Raw genomic sequence first — 21047 nt, 5'->3', positions numbered from 1 at the left:
TGAGAGGGGGCGCGTTGGTTTGTGAATTGGCGGGGTGTGTTTATGAAAGCGAAGAAACACACCCCTGCCCCTCTCAAGAGGGGAGCCCACGAGCGCAAAATTAGCATGACGCATAGCCGACTCACCCGGTCTACGCTTCGCCGGACCACCCTCTCTTCGCCTGCGGCGGAAAGAGGGGTAGAAGGATTTTTGGAGTAAGGAACAAAGACCGTTTTGTTCTGTCCTTGCTCTTTGATCCAAAAGTCTTTGTTCTTTTCCTCCCCTCTATGCGCGAAGCGGAGAGAGGGGTGACAAGCGCAGCGATGTCGGGGTGAGTCGATACCGCGTGTTTATTTAACCTTATAACCATACTATGAGAACCATAAAAACTTTAAGCATCGCCATCCTTGCAACGATATCCTCATTAGCACAAGCTCAAAAGGCCGAGCCTGTAAAGATCACCAAAGTATCAAAAGACAAAATAGATATATCCATCGGTGGTAAACCTTTCACCAGTTTCCTGTTTCCCGATACGCTGGAGAAACCCGTACTGTATCCCCTGTATACCGCTGGCGGCACCGTAGTAACCCGTGGTTTCCCGCTGGCGCCGCGCCCAGGTGATCCGGTTGATCATCCGCATCACATCGGCATCTGGTTTAATTTCGAAAACCTTAACGGGCTCGATTTCTGGAACAATTCCTACGCTATCCCTCAAAGCAAAAAGCACGCTTACGGCTGGATCCGCACGGATAAAATATTGGAAACCAAGAGTGGAAATACTGGTGTACTGAGCTACCACGCCAACTGGATAAATCAACAAAAGGAGGTGATCCTGGAAGAAATCACCCGCTTTGAATTTAGTGGCGATGATCATCAACGCATTATCGATCGCTACACTACGCTGACCGCCGATAAAGACGCCTTGTTTAAAGATGCCAAAGACGGCTTGCTGGGTTTGCGTTTTGCCCATGAACTGCAGATCCCCGATACCGCCGACCAAAAATATACCGACGATAAAGGTAATGTAACCGTTGTAAAAGGCGGCAAGGACCATATCGCCAACGGTACCTACCTCACCAGCGAAGGCAAAACAGGCAACGATGCCTGGAGCACGCGGGGTGTATGGTGCAAGGTTTACGGCAAGATGGGTACCGATTCGGTAAGCATAGCCATTATTGATCATCCTAAAAATGTAAACTACCCAACCTTCTGGCATGCCCGCGGCTATGGACTGTTCGCGGCCAACCCCTTGGGTGAAAAGATTTTTACCAACGGCAAATCAGAAAAGAACCTGACCCTTAAAAAAGGCGAATCAGTAAGGTTCCGCTACCGCATCGTGATCAGCAATGGTGGGCAAACCATTAGCGCAGCAAAATTGAATGAACTGGCCGGGAGCTTTGGGAAGAAGTAATATGGTGTAAAAGGAGTGCTGTCACCCTGAGCTCCGTCGAAGGGTAGGGCGCGGAGTCGCGCCCAGCATGCTTCGACTTGGCAGCATGACAGTCATCAAAAAAATAGGGGCCTTGTGCGATTCCTTCCTTGGGGAAGGGGAGGAAGGGGGTTATGGAATGGGGAAATCATCGCGAGCAAAAAAAGCTATGCTATGATTTAAAACTTTTTAAATCATAAAAAGCCCATCAAAAATTTGCCGAAAATTGTTAAAACGAATGTTTCCGAATAAATTTTGAGTTTTTTCGGCCCCTTTTTTGTCGTTTTAGAGCAGAAAAATGTTAAAATAGAACTTTAAAAAGTTTTTGTACAAAGCCCCCGCTTAAGTGCTAAGGGCTTTGTGATATAATTTATTTTTTACTGACCAACGGTAAATGATTCCCAGCCCGAGGCTGTAGCCCGGTTGCAGGTCATGGCCTGGGTGCCATTTTCGCTGCTGATGAATTTGCCGTTATTGCCACGCAGGGTAACCTTGCCATCGGGCGTGGTTATCCAGTCGAATTTTTCCCAATCGCTGGCTGTTGCCCGGTTACAGGTAATGGCCATGGTACCATTTTCTGAGGATACAAATTTGGCCTTGCTGCGCAGGGAAATTTTGCCGCCGCCAGCATCAATCACGGTAAAATGCTCTGTATCACCGGCAGTGGTACGGGTACAGGTCATGGCTGTAGTGCCATTTTCGCCGCTTACATAGGCATTATTGAAACCTTTAAGGGAAATAACCGATCCGATTGGTGGATTTGAACCTGTTGGCGGCGTAGTGCTGCCACCCAGATTAAAGTGAGTATAAGAAGTAAAGCCTAAAAAGGTATTATCATTAGGCACACCCAGTGGGTCCTGCTGGTTACGTAATGACAGCATATTGGCGGTACCATAATGATAGTAAGCCACCTCAACACCCGGGAAAATAGGGCTGGAGGTGGAGCAATAGTTACAGCCGGTACTTTGGTTATAAGCGCTGCGCTCAAAATCGTACCCGGCGCTGATGCGGCTGGAAAGTGCGGTGTACAATGAGCCGTCGCCCTGCATATTAGCTATTTCGGCGGCATAGGTTAAGCCGGTTAACGAATACTGGTAATGCACGCAATCCTGGCGGTCGCAAAGCTCGGGCATGGTACCGTTGCTTTGTATCACCTGGGGTAAAACGGCGTTGATCGCGTCTTCACCTGCCTGGAAAACGCTGGCACTGTTCAGGAAAACGCCGATGGCCATTTTAGCATAACCGGCAGATACATTCCAGTTGTTATTATAGGCAGGTACGTTGTTGATGTAGTTGTTTTTTACATTGTTCAGATAGTCGTTAAACTTGTTAATATCCGCGGTAGACCAATTGGCCGATACGCCATTGGGTTTGTAATAACGGATAATTTCGGCCGCGGCTACAAAGCTGGGTGTGGTCCAGGAGGCTTCCAGGGCAGGTTGGTTAGGATTGTCAGAGGCATCAATAGGGGCGTAGTTCTGGAAGGTGTATGACCAACCGTTCAATATCGCGATACATTGGTTGGCGTAGGTAATATCGGCTGTTTTGGCAAAACGCAGGGCCAGCGCGTAAGCCAGTTCGGCATCCTTACGGATCTGACTTTTGGACGGGCTCGTATGCCCGTTCGATCCTACATAAACCGTAGTGTAAAATTGGGTGGGCAGGGCATTGTTGCTGATAAAATCAAGCACTTTTTGGTAAGCGGCCGTACGGGTGGCATCGCCACTGTTTACCTGCGAGGCGATCAGATCAAGATTGGCCTGGGTATTGATCACGCCGGGATGGATAAAAGTGGTTACCGCGCGCGGACTGGTTTGCGGTGCGGCATCGGGTGTATTGCCTTTAACAGTTGATTTTTTACACTGGCACAACAACGTGCACAGGGCAAACAGGCAGGCAAAAGCCAGCCAGTAGGTGGTTTTCTTTTTCATAGCTCAAGAAATTTGGTTTATAGGTTTGGTTAATTTATTTTTTTGATCTGTATATCTATGACGAACACCCTGATAAAGGTGTAGCAACAGCACTCCGAAATGCCTTGCTTTTTATATAGCTATACCTGCAAAACGGCAGTATCATCAGCCGGATGTTAAAGCGGGGTTTCTTGTCATTTTAAAATTGGTTTATGTTATGTAAAATTGGTTTTAAAAAGCGCAGACAATAGCAACAAACTACCCGGAAGGTGTTGCCAAAAAGAATTGGGTTTGTAAAGCGTAGGTTAATTAGTGGTTAAATCAAATTTATTTATAAGCTTTTATAAAAAGCTTATTTTCAGGTATTTATTTACGATAACGTTTTCGTTAGTGTATATTGTGAAGCATAAAAACACAACACTCTATGGTGTAAAAAGTGGGTTTACACTTTTTTCATTAAAATAAATTTAATTAATTGATTTTCAGGTATTTAATATGAAATTTACGCTGAAAAGTGTAAACCCATGTAAACCCACTTTTTGCTGTGTTTATGAAGGTCGACCTAAGCTAATAGTGATGGAATTATCTCTTGGTAAAAGCAATTTTAATCCCCATCAGCACAAAAGCTACAGCCGAAAATTTATTGAGCCAGGTGCCTATAAACGGGCTGTTTTTGAGTTTAACCGAGAATGATCCTGCAAAGAAAGTTAATACCAAAAGCCATAGCAAACCCATAACGGCATAGGTTGTCCCCAGGAAAATAAATGGCCGGGCATTATGAATATATGCGGGTTGTATAAATTGCGGGAAAAATGCCAGGAAAAAGATAGCCACCTTGGGATTGAGTACATTGGTGAAAACTGCTGAAACATAGGTTTTTCGGACTGAAACTAATGGTGTTTGTCCCTCCTGTTTGATCATGTTACCACCGGCGAATAATTTGGAGATACCCATGCCGATCAGATAGGCCGCTCCCGCGTACTTGATGATGCTGAAAGCCATAGCCGATTGTGCCAGGATGAGCGATAAGCCGAACGCGGCCAACGTAGTATGTACCAATACACCAGTGGTGATGCCCAGCGTAGCGTATATGCCGGCTTTGTGCCCCTGTGCAATGGATTTGTTCAAAATAAAAACCGTGTCTATACCCGGCGAAATGATAAACAAAAAGGAGGCGACAATAAAAGTAGCGTAATTAATGATACCCATATTTTCAAAGATAGCGATTCGGAGAGAGTTGCGGCAGGGGGTAAGTATTTTGTGAATGATTTGTGTCTGTTAACAGATATTAGTAACATAGTAAAATCAAAACCATAAATTGCCAAAGAGTGGTTTTAGCCAATTTTGAATAGCCTGAAATTGTACCTATTATGAGAAAAGCAATCCTGATCATCGCTGGTCTTTTATTTTATCAAAGTGTATCGGCACAAAATGAAACAAAGCACGACTTAAAATTTGATACCCTGGCCAGGCAATGGGACGAGGCTATTCCGCTGGGTAATGGCATGCTGGGCGCGTTGATATGGCAGAAGGGCGATCATTTACGATTCTCGCTCGATAGGGCCGACCTTTGGGATCAGCGCCCAATGAAGGGCTTGCACCGTAAAGAATTTAGCTATCAATGGGTTATTAACCAGGTAAATAAAAAGGACTATAAACCCGTGCAAAAGTATCTGGATGAACCTTATGATCATGAACCGGCTCCTTCCAAAATTCCTGGCGGCGCGTTGGAGTTTGATACCAAAGATTGGGGAAAGGTAAAATCTGTCAATCTGCACCTGTCCAACGCGTTATGCACGGTTAGGTGGGCAAATGGCATTGTGTTGAAAACCTTTGTACATGCCACGGCGCCGGTAGGCTGGTTCAGGTTTGAGAATATCAAAACAGGATTTGAGCCCAAACTGATAGCCCCAAAATACCAGGGTGCAATAAAAGTATCAGGAGACCCGGTTGGCGGTGATGACCTGTCGCGCCTGGGTTATCCGGCCGGAACCATCAGTCAGCAAGGCAATAGTATTACCTATAAACAAAAGGGTTGGGGCGGTTTTACTTACCAGATCAACGTAAGCTGGCATAAGGTAAATGCAAACACTATAGAAGGTGTGTGGACTATCTCCTCACAATATCCCGCTAAAAAGATCAACCCCACAGCTGCCGCAGTATCGGCGAACGCCTTAAAACGGGGACTTCAGACTGATTTCGACTCGCATGAAAACTGGTGGGATAATTTCTGGAGCAAATCGGCCATTCATATACCGGACGCGTTGTTGGAGAAACAGTGGTACCTGGAGCAATACAAATTTGGTTCGGCATCACGGGTAGGTGCCCCGCCAATCTCGCTGCAAGCGGTATGGACGGCAGATAACGGTCGCCTGCCACCCTGGAAAGGCGATTTTCACCACGATTTGAATACGCAGCTTAGCTATTGGCCCAGCTACAGCGCTAACCACCTGGATGAGGGCATGGCTTACCTGAACCATCTGGATGCCAATAAAACCAATTACCAACGGTATACCAAAATGTATTTTGGTAAAAGCGGATTGGCCGTACCGGGCGTTACAACCATGAACGGTACAGAAATGGGCGGATGGATACAATACTCGCTTTCGCCAACGGTATCTTCCTGGCTGGGACAGCATTACTATTTGCAATGGCGCTATAGCATGGATAAAAACTTTTTGCGTATCCGGGCCTATCCATGGATAAAATCAACCGCCCAGTTTATCGAAAGTCTGACGGTTTTAGATAGCAAAGGCCATCGTAAATTGCCTATCAGCTCAAGTCCCGAGATCAATGATAACGACATTACCGCCTGGTTTCATCAAAACACCAATTACGATCTGGCATTGATGAAATTTACTTTTAAAGCCGCGGCCGAGCTGGCTACCGAATTGGATCAAAAAGCCGAAGCAGCGCACTGGCAAAAGATATATGATGAGTTTGATGACTTCGCGGTAACGCCGGCTAATGAATTGATGTTTGCACCTTCCATGGCTTATAATCAATCGCACAGGCATTTTTCCAACATGTTGTGTATCTATCCGCTGGGTTTGCTGAAATGGGAGGATGGCGAAATGGCGCAATCGGTTATTAAAAACTCCATCCATTTGCTGGATAGTGTGGGGCCTGCTTACTGGTGTGGTTACTCTTATTCGTGGCTGGCCAATATGAAGGCCCGTGCAAAAGATGGCCTGGGCGCTGCTAAAGACCTCACTATTTTTGCCAAAGCGTTTTGCTCCATCAATAGTTTCCACCTAAATGGCGATCAAACGAAATCGGGTTATTCCAAGTTTCAATATCGCCCTTTTACTTTGGAGGGTAACTTCGCCTTTGCTTCGGGGTTGCAGGAAATGCTGCTGCAAAGTTATGCGGGTTTTATCGAGATAACACCGGCTATACCGGCTACGTGGAAAAACCTTTCCTTTGAAAATTTGCGGGCCGAAGGGGCCTTCCTGGTCAGCGTAAAAAAGGAAAATGGCCAAATTGATGAAGTGAAGATTGTATCTGAAAAAGGTGGGAAAACCAAATTGAAACTCCCGTTCAAAACATGGTTTGCTCAAAGTCAAACGGATGTTGAAATAGGCAACCTTAAAGATGGCCTTATTGATCTTGACTTTAAACCCGGCGCGGTGCTTGTGTTAAAAAATGGATATGAATGATAGCTCCTTATTAAACTACATAGTTTAAATTTTTTCGGCAAAAGCAATTGATCAGTTTGATGGTTTATAAATACAAATTTTAACTTTATCTAAGCCTTATCCGTATACCTTTTATAAATGCTATCAAATGTTTAGCTTATGCCTTTGCCTTTATGCTTATATCTTGCTAAATCAATAAAATGGGGATACTTAGTTCCCCTATTCATTTGTATTCTGTTTTTATCTGCGTGTGAGCAAGTAGCTACAAAAAATAATAATCATCCCGCACTTGCCGATTCTATTATCGACAAAGCCAATACTTTACTTAATAGCGGTCAACTGGAGCGTTCTGTTAATTATCTCGATTCGGCATACAACGTTTTTTTTGATCCCGGAATCCCTGACCTGTGGAAAAAATATAATCAAAAGGCTAATTATTATTTATACTACGACAAAAACCTGGTAAAGGAAAAATTATATGCCGATAGTATGATGTTGATACTGAAAGGTAAGGAACTGCAATACAAAGCCGAATATGCTGGTGCCGTATTTGCCAAAGGCGATGTATTGATGGTTGAAAAAAAATACGCCGAGGCCTTTAAATGTTATTATGATGGTAAGCTCTTCGCTCAAAAAAACCTGGATAGTTGCAGCTATTGCCAGATCACTTATCAATTAGGAATGGTAAGATATAGTCAAGGCAATTACTTAAGAGCTATCCCTTACTTTAAGCAGGCATTCGCCGAAAACAGTCATTGTAAAGCTGGCGCAGGCTTTAGTAACTTATTTATTTACCCGCAATCGCACCTCAATACGATAGCGCTGTGTTTTGAACAGGCAAATATGCGCGATAGCGCTGTTTATTACTACAAACGCGCGTTAACCTTTATTGACCGTAATGCCGGGCGCTTTCCGGATAAAAAACAGTTTGCAGAAATGGCCCGGGCGGTTGTGTACGGTAATTTGGGTGGCACCTATGCTCTGATGAATAGTTATACGGAAGCAGAAAAATATCTGCAGGAAAGCATTCATATCAATAACAGGCCCGGGTATGCTATGGAAGACGCGCAAACAGCGCAGCTAAAACTGGCTGGTTTGTACATAAAGTTTTCGCGGTTTACGGCTGCCGATTCTTTATTGGGACAAATTGAGCGGGATTTGCTTGCCGGGCGCGGGAAAAGCCAGAGCAATGCTGATAATCGGCTGAAATGGAAAAAACTAAAATGGAACTATTACGATAAAACTCAACAGGTTGCACTGGCATACCAGTATGTTCAGCAATATGATAAAATGCGCGATTCGTTGGATGAGGTTAGTAAGGGTTTAAAGATCGCCGATATAGATCAGGGATTTAAGAATATCGAACAGCAATACCGGTTAACTTTATTAAGCAAAAACGATCAGTTAAAAACCACTTACCTGGTTGCAATCATTGTTTTTGCGGTGATGACGATCATTATTTTACTATTGGTATGGTATAACCTGAAGCGTTACCGCAATAGTGTGAATGAACTTACCAAGCTGAACCAGAAGATCAGCGAATATAATACGCAGATGCAAAAAACGCTTACCGCGCTGGAGCAAAGCCAGGAAGATAATACCCGTATGATGAAAATGGTGGCACATGACCTGCGTAACCCCGTAGGTGCCATGATGACCGTTGCTACCATGATGCTGGATAACAGACATAGGCCCGGTGATGATCATACCATGTTGGAATTGATCAAGACTTCCGGAAAAAATTCGCTGAACCTGATTGATGATCTTTTACAAATTCACACTCGGGTCGAAGAATTGAAAATGGAGCCTGTTGATATGTTTACGCTACTCCATTATTGTGTAGAACTTTTACATTTTAAAGCAGAAGCAAAGGGGCAGCAGATCCTGTTAACTGCTGATCATCTCACCATTAGCATTAACCGTGAAAAAATGTGGCGGGTAATCAGTAACCTGATAGCCAATGCGATTAAGTTCAGTCCAAGCGGTGCTGTTGTCAATGTGCAGATGATCGGCAAGGAAGATAGCGTATTGATAACTATTGAAGATCATGGTATAGGTATACCCAAAGAAATGCATGATAAGATATTCGATATGTTCACCGAAGCCAAAAGGCCAGGAACAGCCGGTGAACAACCCTTTGGCATGGGACTGGCCATCTCTAAACAGATAGTAGAAGCTCATGGAGGGCATATCTGGTTTGAAAGCAAGCAAAACAACGGAACATTTTTTTACGTAGAGTTACCCTTGAATAATTGAAGCATTTCACGAAGTGAGAAGCTGCGTAAGCTAATAAATTAGGCATTTTCTTCTGAACACCTAATTACTACTAACTGATCTAAAGAACGATTGAAGAAATTGTAGTATTGACCGAAAACATGAACTTTTTTATCGTTAAGAAGCATCATCAATCCGCTTATCCGGGCTATCTTCTTTCTTCTTAGGTTGTTTGTAAACGCCCGTGCTTTTACCAAAGTGATAAGTAAAGCTTAGCGTAGCTCTTGAACCCAGTGTACGGCGCTGAAAATCCAGGAGCAAAGCATCGCTGCTTCTTAAAAATGCCCATTTACGGCTGTTGAAAATATCAACGCTATTAAAACTCAAAGAAGCCTGATTGCCCGGGAAATCGTATTTGGCGCCTACATCAAGGCCAAATGCCGGGCGGTTCCTGTCCTGGATAATAAAATCAGCAGCGCGATAATCTGCCCTGATCTGCATGGCCAGGCTTTTTGCAATAGCTATGTTATTGGTGATGTTGGCATTCCAGCTTAAGCCACTGTTTGCCGTTATTCCAAATTGGGGGGCAGCATCATTCTGCCGCTCAAAAATGTTGGCATTGGCGGTAAAATCCCAGGCTTTGATCAAATCAAAATGCCCAATCAGCTCCAGGCCTGTGGTTGTAGAATGTTTTAAATTTTGAGCTGTGGTGATGATCAATCCGTTAACTGGTGCGCTCTCAATGTGTTTAATGACATTATTAAGCCGGCTATAGTAAAAGCTCGAGGTAAATGAAATGTTTTTCCAGTTTTTATTGTACCCCAGTTCCAGGGAATTAATGCTCTCGGGTATCAAATGCGGATTGCCTGTTTCATAATTTGTTGGATCAGAGAAATCTGTGGATGGATTAAGCTCTCTTGGCGTAGGCCTGGTTACTCTGTTGGTAAAGCTAAACCGCAACTGCTGGTCGGCTTTCAATTTTTGCGTTAAAAATACACTGGGATACAAACCTTTACTGGGCACCCGGATAGGTGTGCTGTATAACGAGTTGTTGGGGTCATACGCGGTGTAGGTAGCGTTTAGGTGAGAATCCTCCGCTCTTAACCCTATTTCATAGTTAAAGTTTCGGATTTGATCCTGGTAATTTAAATAGAGGGCATGAATCTGTTTATTGCTGCTGAAAAGGTTGGTATAAGTATAGAAAGGAGAGGAAACCCCATTGCTTAGATCATAAGCATATTGATTATTGTTGCCCAGGCTGATCTGGCTACGGTAGCCGGCAGATATTTGCCCTGTTTTACCTGTAGGCAGTATGTAATCGGCCTGTATATTATAATTATTACCATTGTTCCATAAATCGCTTTCTAAGGGATTAGGATCCGGAGGTACTGGCCCCCGTGGGCTTATAATGCTTGAATGGTTTTGATAAACCTGGAGATTGCGGGAGGTGCCATGAGCATAAGAAAAGTTGAAAGTCAATTCCTCTTTAGGTTTTTTAAAGTGCTGGCTGTAATCCAGGTCCAGCTCATCGCTTTTTCCATTACTGGTGGTGGTATTATTTTGATGATTTAACTGAATGGGTGTGTTGTTTGCATCCAAATTATTGATTTCTAATAATTCATCACGGTGGGTATCGCGCAGATTGAGGTTAGCCGAAACACTCAGGATGCTTTTGGGTGTAAATGAATAATCAATGCCCGCCTTTACATTTTGTATCTTGTTATGCGTGGTAGAAGGGAAGGTTTCATTAGAGTAAACCGTTGCATCTGTTGGCTGTAAAAAGGTGAGATACTGAAAACCATTACTATAGGTATCTCCATCGCGCAAGCTGTAATTTCCGTAAACATTTACTTTGCCTGTTTGGTAACTTAAGCTCCCGCTGCCATTATAATTATTGCGGGTACCAGCGGAGGCAGTCACAGAACCATTGAAACCTGCTTTACTATTCTTTTTTAAAATGATATTGATAATTCCCTGGCCCTCGGCATCATATTTAGCAGATGGATTGGCAATTACTTCCACGTTTTCGATGGAACTGGCCGGGATAGATTGAAGGATTTGTGTAACGTCGCCACCGGCAATGAGCGATGGTTTGCCATCAACCAATACCTTTACCCCGGTTGATCCCCGCAGGTTAACATTGCCATTCGCGTCAATCTGAAGTGTGGGCACATTCTGTAACAGATCGGCAGCGGTGCCACCCTGGCTTACCAGACTTTGGTTTACAGCGAAAACTTTTTTCCCGTCTTTGTTTTGCAGGGTTGGTTTTTTGGCTGTAATGGTTACCTCATTTAATACTTTGTTGGGCGATGAACTCATTTGAATTTCACCCACGTTTAAGGTATTAACAGAAGTATTGATAATAATATTCTCTTTAACAACAGGGTTATAGCCTAAATAACTTAGCCTGAGCGTAAATGTACCCGGAGGTAAATTGCCCATCACAAAACTCCCGCTGATATCTGTTTGCGTTGCCAAAATATTAGTTTTAGTTGTGGAGTTTATTAAAGCCACAGTGGCAAAAGAGATGGCTTCATGAGTTTGGGCATCCTTTACCAGGCCAATTATCCTTCCATTGTTTTGAGCATATAGATTATTACAAATGCCCGAAAGCACGAGTATGGTTATTACTAATTTGAACTTAAACAGGTTCATCTGGATGAAATTTTAATAAATGGAAAGTAAATGGACTCTATGGCGTTGGTAGGTGATAAAATCGATCGTGTCCTGGTCTTATGTTGCTGCGCTCACTAATTGCCATAGAGCCCGGATATTAATCGGTCACTACTAACCATGTGAATGGTTAGTAGGTATAGGTATGATCATAAATATTGGCGCCTGTAATGCTGATGCTTTCATCATCAACTTGTACTTTCCCATCCTCTTCTGCTTTAACACTGATGGTATAAGCAGGAAGTAACGTGGCATTTGCAAAATGTAAGTTAACAACTGGTGAATATAAAGGCACGGTTGATTCTATCGTTATGGTAGTTGGTTTACCCTGTGGAAAATCAAGCGCATTAAATTTGAGAAGGGTTTGGTTTTGTTGCTCAGCACCATTTATTTTCCAAAGGGTTTTAGTTTTATTTGTAGGATCGGCAGCTTCTACTCCGTTAAATACCAGGTTTATTAAGCCCTGATTACCCGTAGACGCGATTCCTGCAACCGTTATAGTAAATTTTAGTGTATGACCATTTGTAGGCGGAGGAGTAACTTTGTTACTTCCACTTTTGCCGCACGAAACCATCATAGCATATATTGCAAATACAAATACGCCACGAAAAGTTGATACAAGAACCTTTTTCATTTGGATAGATTTTTAATTGGTTGATAATAGATAAGTTCTGGTTCTGCTTATGGGATTATTTTACCGGAATAAATACCGATCGCTTTTCCCAGTTTAATAAAACCCCTTTTGGAGTGATCTTATAAATCAGCATTTCCTGGTCATCTGGTAAGGTGGTTGTTTTTACATCAACGCGGAGCTGATCTTTGGTTTCATCATATTTGAACGCACCCCACTGATTGGGTACTTTATTGAAAACAGCTATCCATTTGTCTTTCTCTTTGGGTACCAGGAAAAAACCATATTTACCAGCAGGCAGTTGTTTATGCGCTATTTTGATGTCTTTGTCGATTTCAAATGTGGTGGCTTCATTAGCACCAGCACGCCAAACCGTATCATAAGGAACTAAACCACCCCAGATCTTTCTTCCCTTTACCGAGGGGCTGCTGTAATGAATAGTAATGGTAGCCTCACCAATTTTTCCGGTTACCGATTCGGCCGGGCTTACCCTTGGTTTAGGGACTTGCGCATGAGCCGGGGCCGATAGAATTACTGCGATTAAAAGCAGATAAATGTTTTTAAATGTTTTCATGACTTTGATTTTTGATAATCAAAGCTGCCTTTTGCAAATTACCTTCACGAATCTTTTCGACCCGCCCGGTTTTATTTCGAATGAAAAAGGTTGTTTATTCGACAACCGGGGTTTTAACGTCTTTTTGGTGAACCATCTAAATTTTAAGGGTAATCGCAGAGAATAATACCCAAACGATGTAAAACTGTATCTTAAAATATAAAAGGCTGATATTTTTGAATATGAAATTAAAAAAGCCCGGCACTACACTGCTTCAACTGCTCATTTGGGTTGCGGTATTATTGTTGATCTTTTTTTCAGCATTACCAATGGACGGCCCCCGGAAGTCTGTAATATCTACCATCATCAGCACGCTTTCCTACGCAATTATCATTTATGGAAATATCCTGTTCTTGTACCCCATATTTTATCAAAAAAGGAAATTTGTATGGTACGGCGTCCTGGTGGTACTCCTTCTTGTGGTTGTCGGGATGTTGCGGGGTTATATCTCCATCATAGTTTATCAATATTTCTCCATCATAAAACCAGTTCACATCAGCTTTTGGAGATTGCTATATTATGTCCCAAGCGGAATCCTGATCTATATTCTCAGTCTTATTTTTCGCATTTCCATTGCTTATTTTACTTTAAAACAGCAAACAGAAGAGATCATGTTGCAAAAAAGCCAGGCTGAGCTCAATTTGCTTAAATCGCAGGTACAGCCTCATTTTTTGTTTAATACACTGAATAATATTTACTACAAGGTTTACAAAGTTGATCCCCCATCGGCCAATCTGATAGAGCGCTTATCTGATATCATGCGTTATTTTGTAGATGAAAGCCCAAAGGATGTGGTACCCTTATCAACAGAAGTGGCGTTTATTGAAAACTATATGGCGCTGGAAAGAATTCGTATCCGATACGGTGTTATTATCAATTTTGAGAAGGCATATCAGGCAGAACTACGTATTCCTCCGATGTTACTGATGACCTTTGTGGAAAATATATTTAAGCATGGGATAAATAAGTCAAGTAAGCAAAACCAAATAGATATCTCGCTGGTGCAAAAGGGTGGGTACTTGCTATTCAGTACAAGTAACCGATGGTTCAATTCAACGGTGCCGACTAATACAAACGGATTTGGAATTTCCAATCTATCAAAAAGATTATCGATGCTTTATGGCTCAAATTTTGAGTTGACTACCCAGAAAAATGGGGAACTATACCTTGCCTTTTTAAAAATACCACTTTTATGAGTTTGAGCTGCATAATTATTGATGATGAACCAGATGCAGTTGACCTGTTGGAGTTGTTGATAAAACAAAGCACAGAATGGCAGCTAAAAGTCAAGTGTTATGATGCCCTGGAGGCATTGGCTTTTTTGAAGAAGAATCGGGTAGATTTTATTTTTTTAGATATTAACATGCCTCAGCTTACGGGTATGGAGCTGGCCGCTTTATTACCATCCCAAACTAAAATCGTTTTTACTACAGCCTATTCTGAGTATGCTGCAGAGAGCTATAGTTTTCAAACGATAGACTATCTTCTAAAACCTATTACGCTAAAGCGTTTTCTATCATCAGTACAAAAAATAGAGTCTTATTTTTTGAAACGCGAACCGGCAACGCTTGCAAATGCTGAATCGGACGGTGATTATTTTTTTGTAAAATCGGGTAAAGCATTTAGGAAAATATCACTAAAGGATATTCTGTATTTTGAAGGAGAAAAAGACTACATAAGATTAGTTACCGCACAGGAGCAGTTACTCATTTATCGTAGGTTAAAAGATATTGAACAACAGCTTTTGCAGCCATTTGTAAGGGTGCATAATTCCTATATTATCAATACAGAACAACTGGTTAAAATAGAAGATAACCATATTTTCATTGGCGAAAAGCGCCTCCCTGTGAGTGAAAAATTCAGGAACAGTTTTATGGAGATCATTAAAAAACGGAAATTTTAATTCCCCCGTAAACAAAAGGTCTTGAAATTTCCGTCTCAAAACCCATTTGGTCCGGATAGCTTATAGCAAAGAATTATAACCCGAAAGAAGCAGTAAACATTTTCTATAATCCTAAGAAGATTTTAACTGTTTGGTTCACGCATTTTTGACATAAAAAAAGGAAACAACCCGAAAGTGTTGTTTCCTTAAGCAGCGGGAAGCAGGATCGAACTGCCGATCTTAGGGTTATAGCTCACCTTGTCGTTTCCCTTTTTTGATTATGAGCTTAATTTCTTTATGGGTTTATTAATTTAGTTTTTTACCATGCGGCTACCGTAAACGGGCCCTGCACTGTTATCTTTTTTAGGCAGTAGCTTAACGGTTACTTTTTGCTTGCCTTTAGTAAGTTCAATAGGAATGGTATAGTTGATATCATAAAAACGGCTTTCCTTATATTGATTCAGATTCTCGGAAACAAGCTTGACATTGTCAACCAGAATGTCAAAGGTCCGACCCCGGTTGTCCATTCCCCAGTAAGTATTGATCAGGGTATTTTGGGTATTGGCGTCAACTTTCATCTCGTATTGAAGATAACCGCCGTTTTCGGTCGACCGCCATTTTTTCTGATGATCTTCACCGGTAGTAACATTCTCACCACTAAAATTATGATCGCGCTCGGGCTGCATTTCACCTACACGTAAAATATCAGTAGTAAGGGCTTCAAGCTCCTGCTGTTTTTTCTTTTGTTCATCATAGGCTTTTTGCTGTACAACCCAGGCCTGCGGTGTAAATACATCCCAATAAACGGAATAATATTCGTTTTTGGTTTGATTGAAAGGGATCAAAGTAACTTCTTCTGGTTTTGAAACGTTTACCGTACGGAAGCTTAACTGTTTTTTATCAACCATTTGCAACCATTGGTTAGGATCCGTCTCGCTGGTTACAAAAACAGGTACACCTTTCAACGGATCAGGCTCGGTAGTGCCCAAAACGCCGGCCAGTAGCACCGGACCGTAAAAAACGGCGCGGCGGTTGGCGTTATCGGGCATGGCTTCGCTATAAAGCTTTTCGGGTGTTGTAAATTTAATTTTATCGTTATTGCTCCATTTACGGTTTAAAACAAAATAGCCTTGCGCATCGGGGCTAAGTTGCTGCTGTTTGCCATTGATGCTAATGCTTGCATTGCTGGTCCATTTGGGTTTGCGGATACGGATGGTCATGATAACCGGCTTTTGGGTATTAACAGTAAAAGTGATATGATCATCGTTAGGGAAATTGCTTTCCTGTTTCACTGACAGTCCTTTATCTTTCCAGTTTAGTACCGATGGGATAAACAAGTTAACATAAAGACTACCATCGGTCCCCATGAAGTAAATACTTTCGTTATATTTTACATGGTTTTCCATACCCGAGCCCACACAGCAGGTAAAATCATCAAATGGGGTGCTGTAGTGTTTTGTTCCACCCATTCTAAGCGGTACAAAATAACACATCATGCCATCCTTATGATTTTGCGAAGCAAGGATGTGGTTGTACAAAGCTTTCTCGTAATAATCCATCAAAGCAGCTGATGGCGCAACCGCGAATAAATGACGGGTGAGCTTAAGCATATTATAGGTATTACAAGTTTCGGTGGTATTGTCTGTCAGTCTGTCGTTTAACTTATCCGGATCGCTCAGGTACTCATAGTTGCTGTTTCCGCCGGTGGCATAGGAGTGATGGCTCGTAACCGTTTCCCAAAAAAAATCGGCAATGGTTTTGTCTTTTTTATCGCCTGTAAGCTCGTACCGCCTGGCGCTGGCAATTATTTTAGGGATCTGGGTATTGGAGTGCTTGCCTGGTAAAACATCCTGCTTTTGAGCCAACGGATCTAAGATTCGCTTATCATAAAATTTGTATGACAGATCAAGGTATTTCTTGTTGCCAGTTATAGCATATAAATTGGTAAGGGTTTCTGCCATGCCACCATATTCGCACAGCAACATTTTCTGTAGTTTATCGTCGTCCAGGTTTTTAATGGTTTCACTTGTCCAATCGGCCATGCCCTGGCATATTTTAAGTGCCTGGGCATTATGACCATATAAATAAGCATCCAAAAGCCCGGCCATCACTTTATGCACCGTGTACCAGGGCGACCAGCCACCATTTAAATCAAAACCCCGGGAACGAATATCACCCTTGGCAACTTCGACCCATATCGTGTCTTCTTTCGGGATAGCGCCAATGTAACCGGTTTTACGGGCCGTTTGGCATTCATTAAGTTCGGTTACAATATAGTTTACCCGTTTTAAAAACTGAGGGTCACGGGTTGAAGCGTAATGCATGGAAATGGCCGACAGGTAATGCCCCAACGTGTGGCCTGCCAAACCTGATGATTCCCAGCCTTCATACAATTTACCCTTAGGTTTTAAACCAGAATGGGAGCGAAATCCGGATAATAAACGATTCGGCTCAATAGATAACAGATAAGCGACATCTGCCTGCATCGCCTGTTTAAAGGGGCTTTCCAGTAGTTGAACATCTTTTAAATCAAATGAATAGGCTTGTATCGCTATGACGGGTTTTATTTTTATCCGGCTATCCTTCCACTCAGGCACATATGATTGAGCCTTTGCACTTATGGCTGCCGTAAAGCAAATGGTAAGAGATAACCCCCATTTCATTAATAAAGCGTTATATTTCGTGTAATTATAACAATTAATCATAGGAAGTAAAGTTACCCGGATATCATGAAAAGCAGTAGGTGATATTTTGCTCTTGATAGCCGGATTTTGACCAGTTTGGGATACTATACTGTTAGTTAAGGGTGCTGTTTAATGTAAATACGGTATTTAATGTAGGAGCTCGTCTTGGAATTTTATTTTAATTGAAATATTTTAATTTTCATATGAATTCATTTAAATGATGATAATATTCGACTGGTTGTGGTGAATTTTTGCTAAAAAATTAGCTGTTGGGGTGAATATTTTTACATGATCTGAGGAATCAGACGTAATGGATAATTTTTTAACCCCAAAAATTAATTTATGAAGCTAAAACGATTACTCAAAAGGCTTATTTTGCTCTTTTTTGGCATTTTTGTGTTTGGTTACCATGCCAGTGCACAAATAATTACATTAAAAGGGAAAGTGTCAGACGAAAAGGGCCTGTCTATACCAGGCGCGTCTGTTAAAATAAAAGGTACGCGTAATGGTACCATCACCAATACCCAAGGTACGTTTACTATTGATTGTAATGGACCTGTTATTCTCAGCGTATCTGCTATTGGTTATACCGCGAAGGAAGTTAAGGTTAGCAATACCAATAACGTTAATATTATTTTAGCCGAAGACAGCAAAACACTCAGCGAGGTAGTGGTTACCGCGTTGGGTATTAAGCGCGACAAAAAAGTATTAACCTACAGCAGCCAGGAAATTAAAGGCTCAGACCTGGTGCAGGGTAAAGACCCAAACCTGGTTAATGATATTGCCGGAAAAGTATCTGGAGTACAAATCACCAGCTCATCTGGCAGCCCGGGTAGTTCAACCCGTATAGTTGTTCGTGGTGCATCATCGTTTTACGGCAATAACGATGCTTTAATGGTTGTTGACGGTATCCCGATCGATAATAGTGAAACCGGGAATCTCAATTCAGGGCCCGGTTCCAGCAGGGTAGCCGACATTGACCCTTCCATAATTGAAAATATCAACGTGTTAAAAGGTGCCGCGGCTACGGCTTTATATGGTTCGTTGGGTGCAAATGGTGTTATTATCATTACTACCAAAACCGGCTCAACCAATAAAAAGCCGACCATTAATTTTACTTCCGATTTCTCCTTTGAAAACCCGTTGCTGCCGCAAATTCAAAGCAAATATGCCCAGGGCACAAATGGTGTTTATTATAATGGTGATGATATGAAAACCAGTACTTCCTGGGGCCCATTAATGGATACCTTAAAAATAAATGGTCAGCCGGCAAAAAAATACAACCAGTCCGACTTGTTTTTTAAAACCGGGCATACCTATAATAATGTGTTTAGTATAAACGGTGGCGGTGCTGCTTCTAACTACTATATATCTTATTCCAATTTTAATCAGCAGGGTACGGTGCCGACTACTAAGTTTCTGCGGAACGCCGTATTTGCCAAATACAGCGCTCAGATCCTTCCAAATTTAACTACAACATTCCAGTTAAATTATACCAATTCCCAAAATAACCGTTTGCCCGAAGGTTATGCTTTAGAGAGCCCTGTATGGACTATTTTTACAGCCCCGATATCATATAACCTGCTACCTTATGAAAATGCAGACGGCACCCAGCGTTTGTATCGTTATTCCAGAAACAATCCTTACTGGGTATTGGATAATATTTCCAATAAATCGGGCGTAAACCGTTTTCTGCCAACCTTTACGGCAGATTATAAACCATTAACATGGCTAACCGTTACTGAAAGATTTGGCGCTGATGTATATACCGAACAGGATAGATACCATGAAGCTGTCCAATCGGTATCTAACCCTACCGGGCGTATTGTAGTTAACAATACCAACTTCAGGCAATTTAATAACGACTTGATTGTAAGCGCTAATCATCAGTTTGGTGATTTTAATATTGATGGCGTTATCGGGAACAATATTTATTCTCAATATACAGAAACTGCTTATGCCAATGGTGTGGGGCTTTCTGTAGCGGATCTTAATAATATCAGTTCGGCTTCAACGGTTACTTTTATTGAAAATCAATATAATATCCGGAAGATAGGCTTTTACGCGCAGTCAAATATTGAGTATAAAAAATTCCTGATCTTGTCTTTAACCGGCAGGTATGACGGAAGCTCGGTACTATCAACAGCGCATAATTTTTATCCTTATGGGTCTGTAGCAACCAGCTTTATATTCTCTGAGTTTTTCTCCAAAGAATTTCAGGATATCATGAACCTGGGCAAATTCAGAATATCCTATGCTACGGTTGGCGGCAGTAATGTGGCTCCTTATTCACTTACTACCCCGTATATTTCTCAAAGTAAAGATTACATTATTCGTAACATTTCGTTCCCTTACAACGGCCAGGCAGGATTTTTACTGAGTCCTACGCTGGGTAACCCTAATTTAAAAAATGAACGGATAAATGAATTTGAGGCAGGGTTTGAAACCGGTTTTTTTAATAACAGGATAAGTTTAGAAGCTTCTTATTTTGCTAAAAAAACAGTAAATGGCTTAATTCCCGGTGTGAGTATTGCACCATCAACAGGTTATGACGGTACTACTGTAAACACCGGGATAATGCAAAACCGGGGTATTGAACTATTATTGAACGTGGTGCCGGTAAAAACAAAGGACTTTAACTGGAACATGACCATCAACTACAGCCGTATCCGGAATAAGGTTCTGGCAATCGATGGCGATCTGCAACAGATCGGAAACGGCTTTACCACAATTATTGTAGGTCAGCCTTACGGAACCATATATGGTACACGCTATGCACGCACCGCACAGGGGCAGTTACGTATTGATGCCAGTGGATTACCTTATGCCGATGCCGATCAGGGTATTATAGGTAATATTAACCCTGATTGGACGGGCGGAATTGCCAATAATATCAGGTATAAGCAGTTTAATTTCAGTTTCTTCTTTGACGTAAAAAAAGGCGGCGATATTCAGAACAATGTAGATGGGTACGGATATTTTTACGGAACACCTAAAGTAACCGAAAATAGGGGGCTAAGGGTGGTTCCGGGAGTGAGCGATGCAACAGGACAAGCTAATACCATTGCTGTTGACGGACAGACCTATTACCAGCGTATAAACGGCGTAACTGAGTCTGTGATACAGGATGGAACCTATATTAAATTAAGAAATGTAAGCCTCGGTTATACTGTAAAACCATCATGGTTGAGGGGTGGCCCTTTCAAAGCCGTTAATTTTAGCGTAACCGGTCGTAACCTCTGGATACACGCGCCACACTTTACTGGCGGCGACCCCGAAGTAAGTTCGTTCGGTTCATCAAATGGTTCGCAAGGCATTTATTCCTTTTCTGTACCCACATCCAGGTCCGTCGATTTTAGCATGAAGCTTGCCCTTTAATCATCATTTATCAATT

At 42.1% G+C, this 21047-nt stretch carries 12 protein-coding genes; 6 read left to right on the top strand and 6 right to left on the bottom strand.

The features are described from left to right. Positions 1-352 precede the first annotated feature (352 nt). Complete coding sequence (locus FHW89_RS23905; protein WP_172337577.1) at positions 353-1390, top strand: PmoA family protein; 1038 nt, start codon at positions 353-355, stop codon at positions 1388-1390. 395 nt (positions 1391-1785) lie between these two features. Here FHW89_RS23905 and FHW89_RS23900 read toward each other — a convergent pair whose 3' ends face one another. Continuing rightward, positions 1786-3339, bottom strand: a complete 1554-nt coding sequence (locus tag FHW89_RS23900) for an alginate lyase family protein (protein ID WP_172337576.1) — start codon at positions 3337-3339, stop codon at positions 1786-1788. Positions 3340-3900: 561 nt separating this feature from the next. Further along, positions 3901-4527: a LysE family translocator gene (locus FHW89_RS23895; protein ID WP_172337575.1), complete on the bottom strand. Its 627-nt coding sequence runs from the start codon at positions 4525-4527 to the stop codon at positions 3901-3903. Positions 4528-4688: 161 nt separating this feature from the next. On the opposite strand from FHW89_RS23895, the gene FHW89_RS23890 reads away from it, so the two are divergent. Further along, on the top strand, positions 4689-6977 hold the full coding sequence (locus FHW89_RS23890) for a glycoside hydrolase family 95-like protein (protein WP_172337574.1): 2289 nt from the start codon (positions 4689-4691) through the stop codon (positions 6975-6977). A gap of 138 nt (positions 6978-7115) precedes the next feature. Then, positions 7116-9212 (top strand): ATP-binding protein, encoded by a 2097-nt coding sequence (locus FHW89_RS23885; protein WP_172337573.1) that lies wholly within the window; start codon positions 7116-7118, stop codon positions 9210-9212. A 135-nt stretch (positions 9213-9347) separates the two neighbouring features. Here the strand turns inward: FHW89_RS23885 and FHW89_RS23880 are convergent, their stop codons facing one another. From FHW89_RS23880 to FHW89_RS23870, 3 genes are all read right to left on the bottom strand, one after another. Further along, the gene (locus FHW89_RS23880) at positions 9348-11825 is read right to left on the bottom strand and encodes a TonB-dependent receptor domain-containing protein (RefSeq protein WP_172337572.1); all 2478 of its coding nucleotides are present in this window, start codon (positions 11823-11825) and stop codon (positions 9348-9350) included. A gap of 148 nt (positions 11826-11973) precedes the next feature. Beyond that, complete coding sequence (locus FHW89_RS23875; protein ID WP_172337571.1) at positions 11974-12477, bottom strand: hypothetical protein; 504 nt, start codon at positions 12475-12477, stop codon at positions 11974-11976. Between the two features lie 55 nt (positions 12478-12532). Further along, the gene (locus tag FHW89_RS23870) at positions 12533-13048 is read right to left on the bottom strand and encodes a DUF2911 domain-containing protein (protein ID WP_172337570.1); all 516 of its coding nucleotides are present in this window, start codon (positions 13046-13048) and stop codon (positions 12533-12535) included. Between the two features lie 221 nt (positions 13049-13269). Here FHW89_RS23870 and FHW89_RS23865 point away from each other — a divergent pair, with 221 nt between their 5' ends. Together FHW89_RS23865 and FHW89_RS23860 are read left to right on the top strand one after the other, a co-directional pair. Further along, a complete protein-coding gene (locus tag FHW89_RS23865; protein WP_172337569.1) occupies positions 13270-14283 on the top strand; it encodes a sensor histidine kinase in 1014 nt (337 codons plus the stop codon). Next, on the top strand, positions 14280-14990 hold the full coding sequence (locus FHW89_RS23860; RefSeq protein ID WP_172337568.1) for a LytTR family DNA-binding domain-containing protein: 711 nt from the start codon (positions 14280-14282) through the stop codon (positions 14988-14990). Before FHW89_RS23865 ends, FHW89_RS23860 begins: the two co-directional genes overlap by 4 nt. 290 nt (positions 14991-15280) lie before the next feature. Here FHW89_RS23860 and FHW89_RS23855 read toward each other — a convergent pair whose 3' ends face one another. Further along, positions 15281-17632 (bottom strand): glycoside hydrolase family 127 protein, encoded by a 2352-nt coding sequence (locus tag FHW89_RS23855; RefSeq protein WP_172337567.1) that lies wholly within the window; start codon positions 17630-17632, stop codon positions 15281-15283. A gap of 363 nt (positions 17633-17995) precedes the next feature. Between FHW89_RS23855 and FHW89_RS23850 the strand changes: the two genes are divergently transcribed. After that, positions 17996-21031, top strand: coding sequence for a SusC/RagA family TonB-linked outer membrane protein (locus FHW89_RS23850; protein WP_172337566.1), 3036 nt, complete (start codon positions 17996-17998; stop codon positions 21029-21031). Positions 21032-21047 lie beyond the last annotated feature (16 nt).

Source organism: Mucilaginibacter sp. SG564 (genome assembly GCF_013149275.1).
Lineage (GTDB): Bacteria > Bacteroidota > Bacteroidia > Sphingobacteriales > Sphingobacteriaceae > Mucilaginibacter.
Note: the sequence above shows the minus strand (reverse complement) of the source record. Positions and strands in the feature narration are given on the sequence as shown.

What these genes read in the sequence shown, in the direction of transcription:
- FHW89_RS23905 (WP_172337577.1), top strand. Translation starts at nt 353, where the DNA reads ATGAGAACCATAAAAACTTTAAGCATCGCCATCCTTGCAACGATATCC.
- FHW89_RS23900 (WP_172337576.1), bottom strand. Translation starts at nt 3,339, where the DNA reads ATGAAAAAGAAAACCACCTACTGGCTGGCTTTTGCCTGCCTGTTTGCC.
- FHW89_RS23895 (WP_172337575.1), bottom strand. Translation starts at nt 4,527, where the DNA reads ATGGGTATCATTAATTACGCTACTTTTATTGTCGCCTCCTTTTTGTTT.
- FHW89_RS23890 (WP_172337574.1), top strand. Translation starts at nt 4,689, where the DNA reads ATGAGAAAAGCAATCCTGATCATCGCTGGTCTTTTATTTTATCAAAGT.
- FHW89_RS23885 (WP_172337573.1), top strand. Translation starts at nt 7,116, where the DNA reads ATGCCTTTGCCTTTATGCTTATATCTTGCTAAATCAATAAAATGGGGA.
- FHW89_RS23880 (WP_172337572.1), bottom strand. Translation starts at nt 11,825, where the DNA reads ATGAACCTGTTTAAGTTCAAATTAGTAATAACCATACTCGTGCTTTCG.
- FHW89_RS23875 (WP_172337571.1), bottom strand. Translation starts at nt 12,477, where the DNA reads ATGAAAAAGGTTCTTGTATCAACTTTTCGTGGCGTATTTGTATTTGCA.
- FHW89_RS23870 (WP_172337570.1), bottom strand. Translation starts at nt 13,048, where the DNA reads ATGAAAACATTTAAAAACATTTATCTGCTTTTAATCGCAGTAATTCTA.
- FHW89_RS23865 (WP_172337569.1), top strand. Translation starts at nt 13,270, where the DNA reads ATGAAATTAAAAAAGCCCGGCACTACACTGCTTCAACTGCTCATTTGG.
- FHW89_RS23860 (WP_172337568.1), top strand. Translation starts at nt 14,280, where the DNA reads ATGAGTTTGAGCTGCATAATTATTGATGATGAACCAGATGCAGTTGAC.
- FHW89_RS23855 (WP_172337567.1), bottom strand. Translation starts at nt 17,632, where the DNA reads ATGAAATGGGGGTTATCTCTTACCATTTGCTTTACGGCAGCCATAAGT.
- FHW89_RS23850 (WP_172337566.1), top strand. Translation starts at nt 17,996, where the DNA reads ATGAAGCTAAAACGATTACTCAAAAGGCTTATTTTGCTCTTTTTTGGC.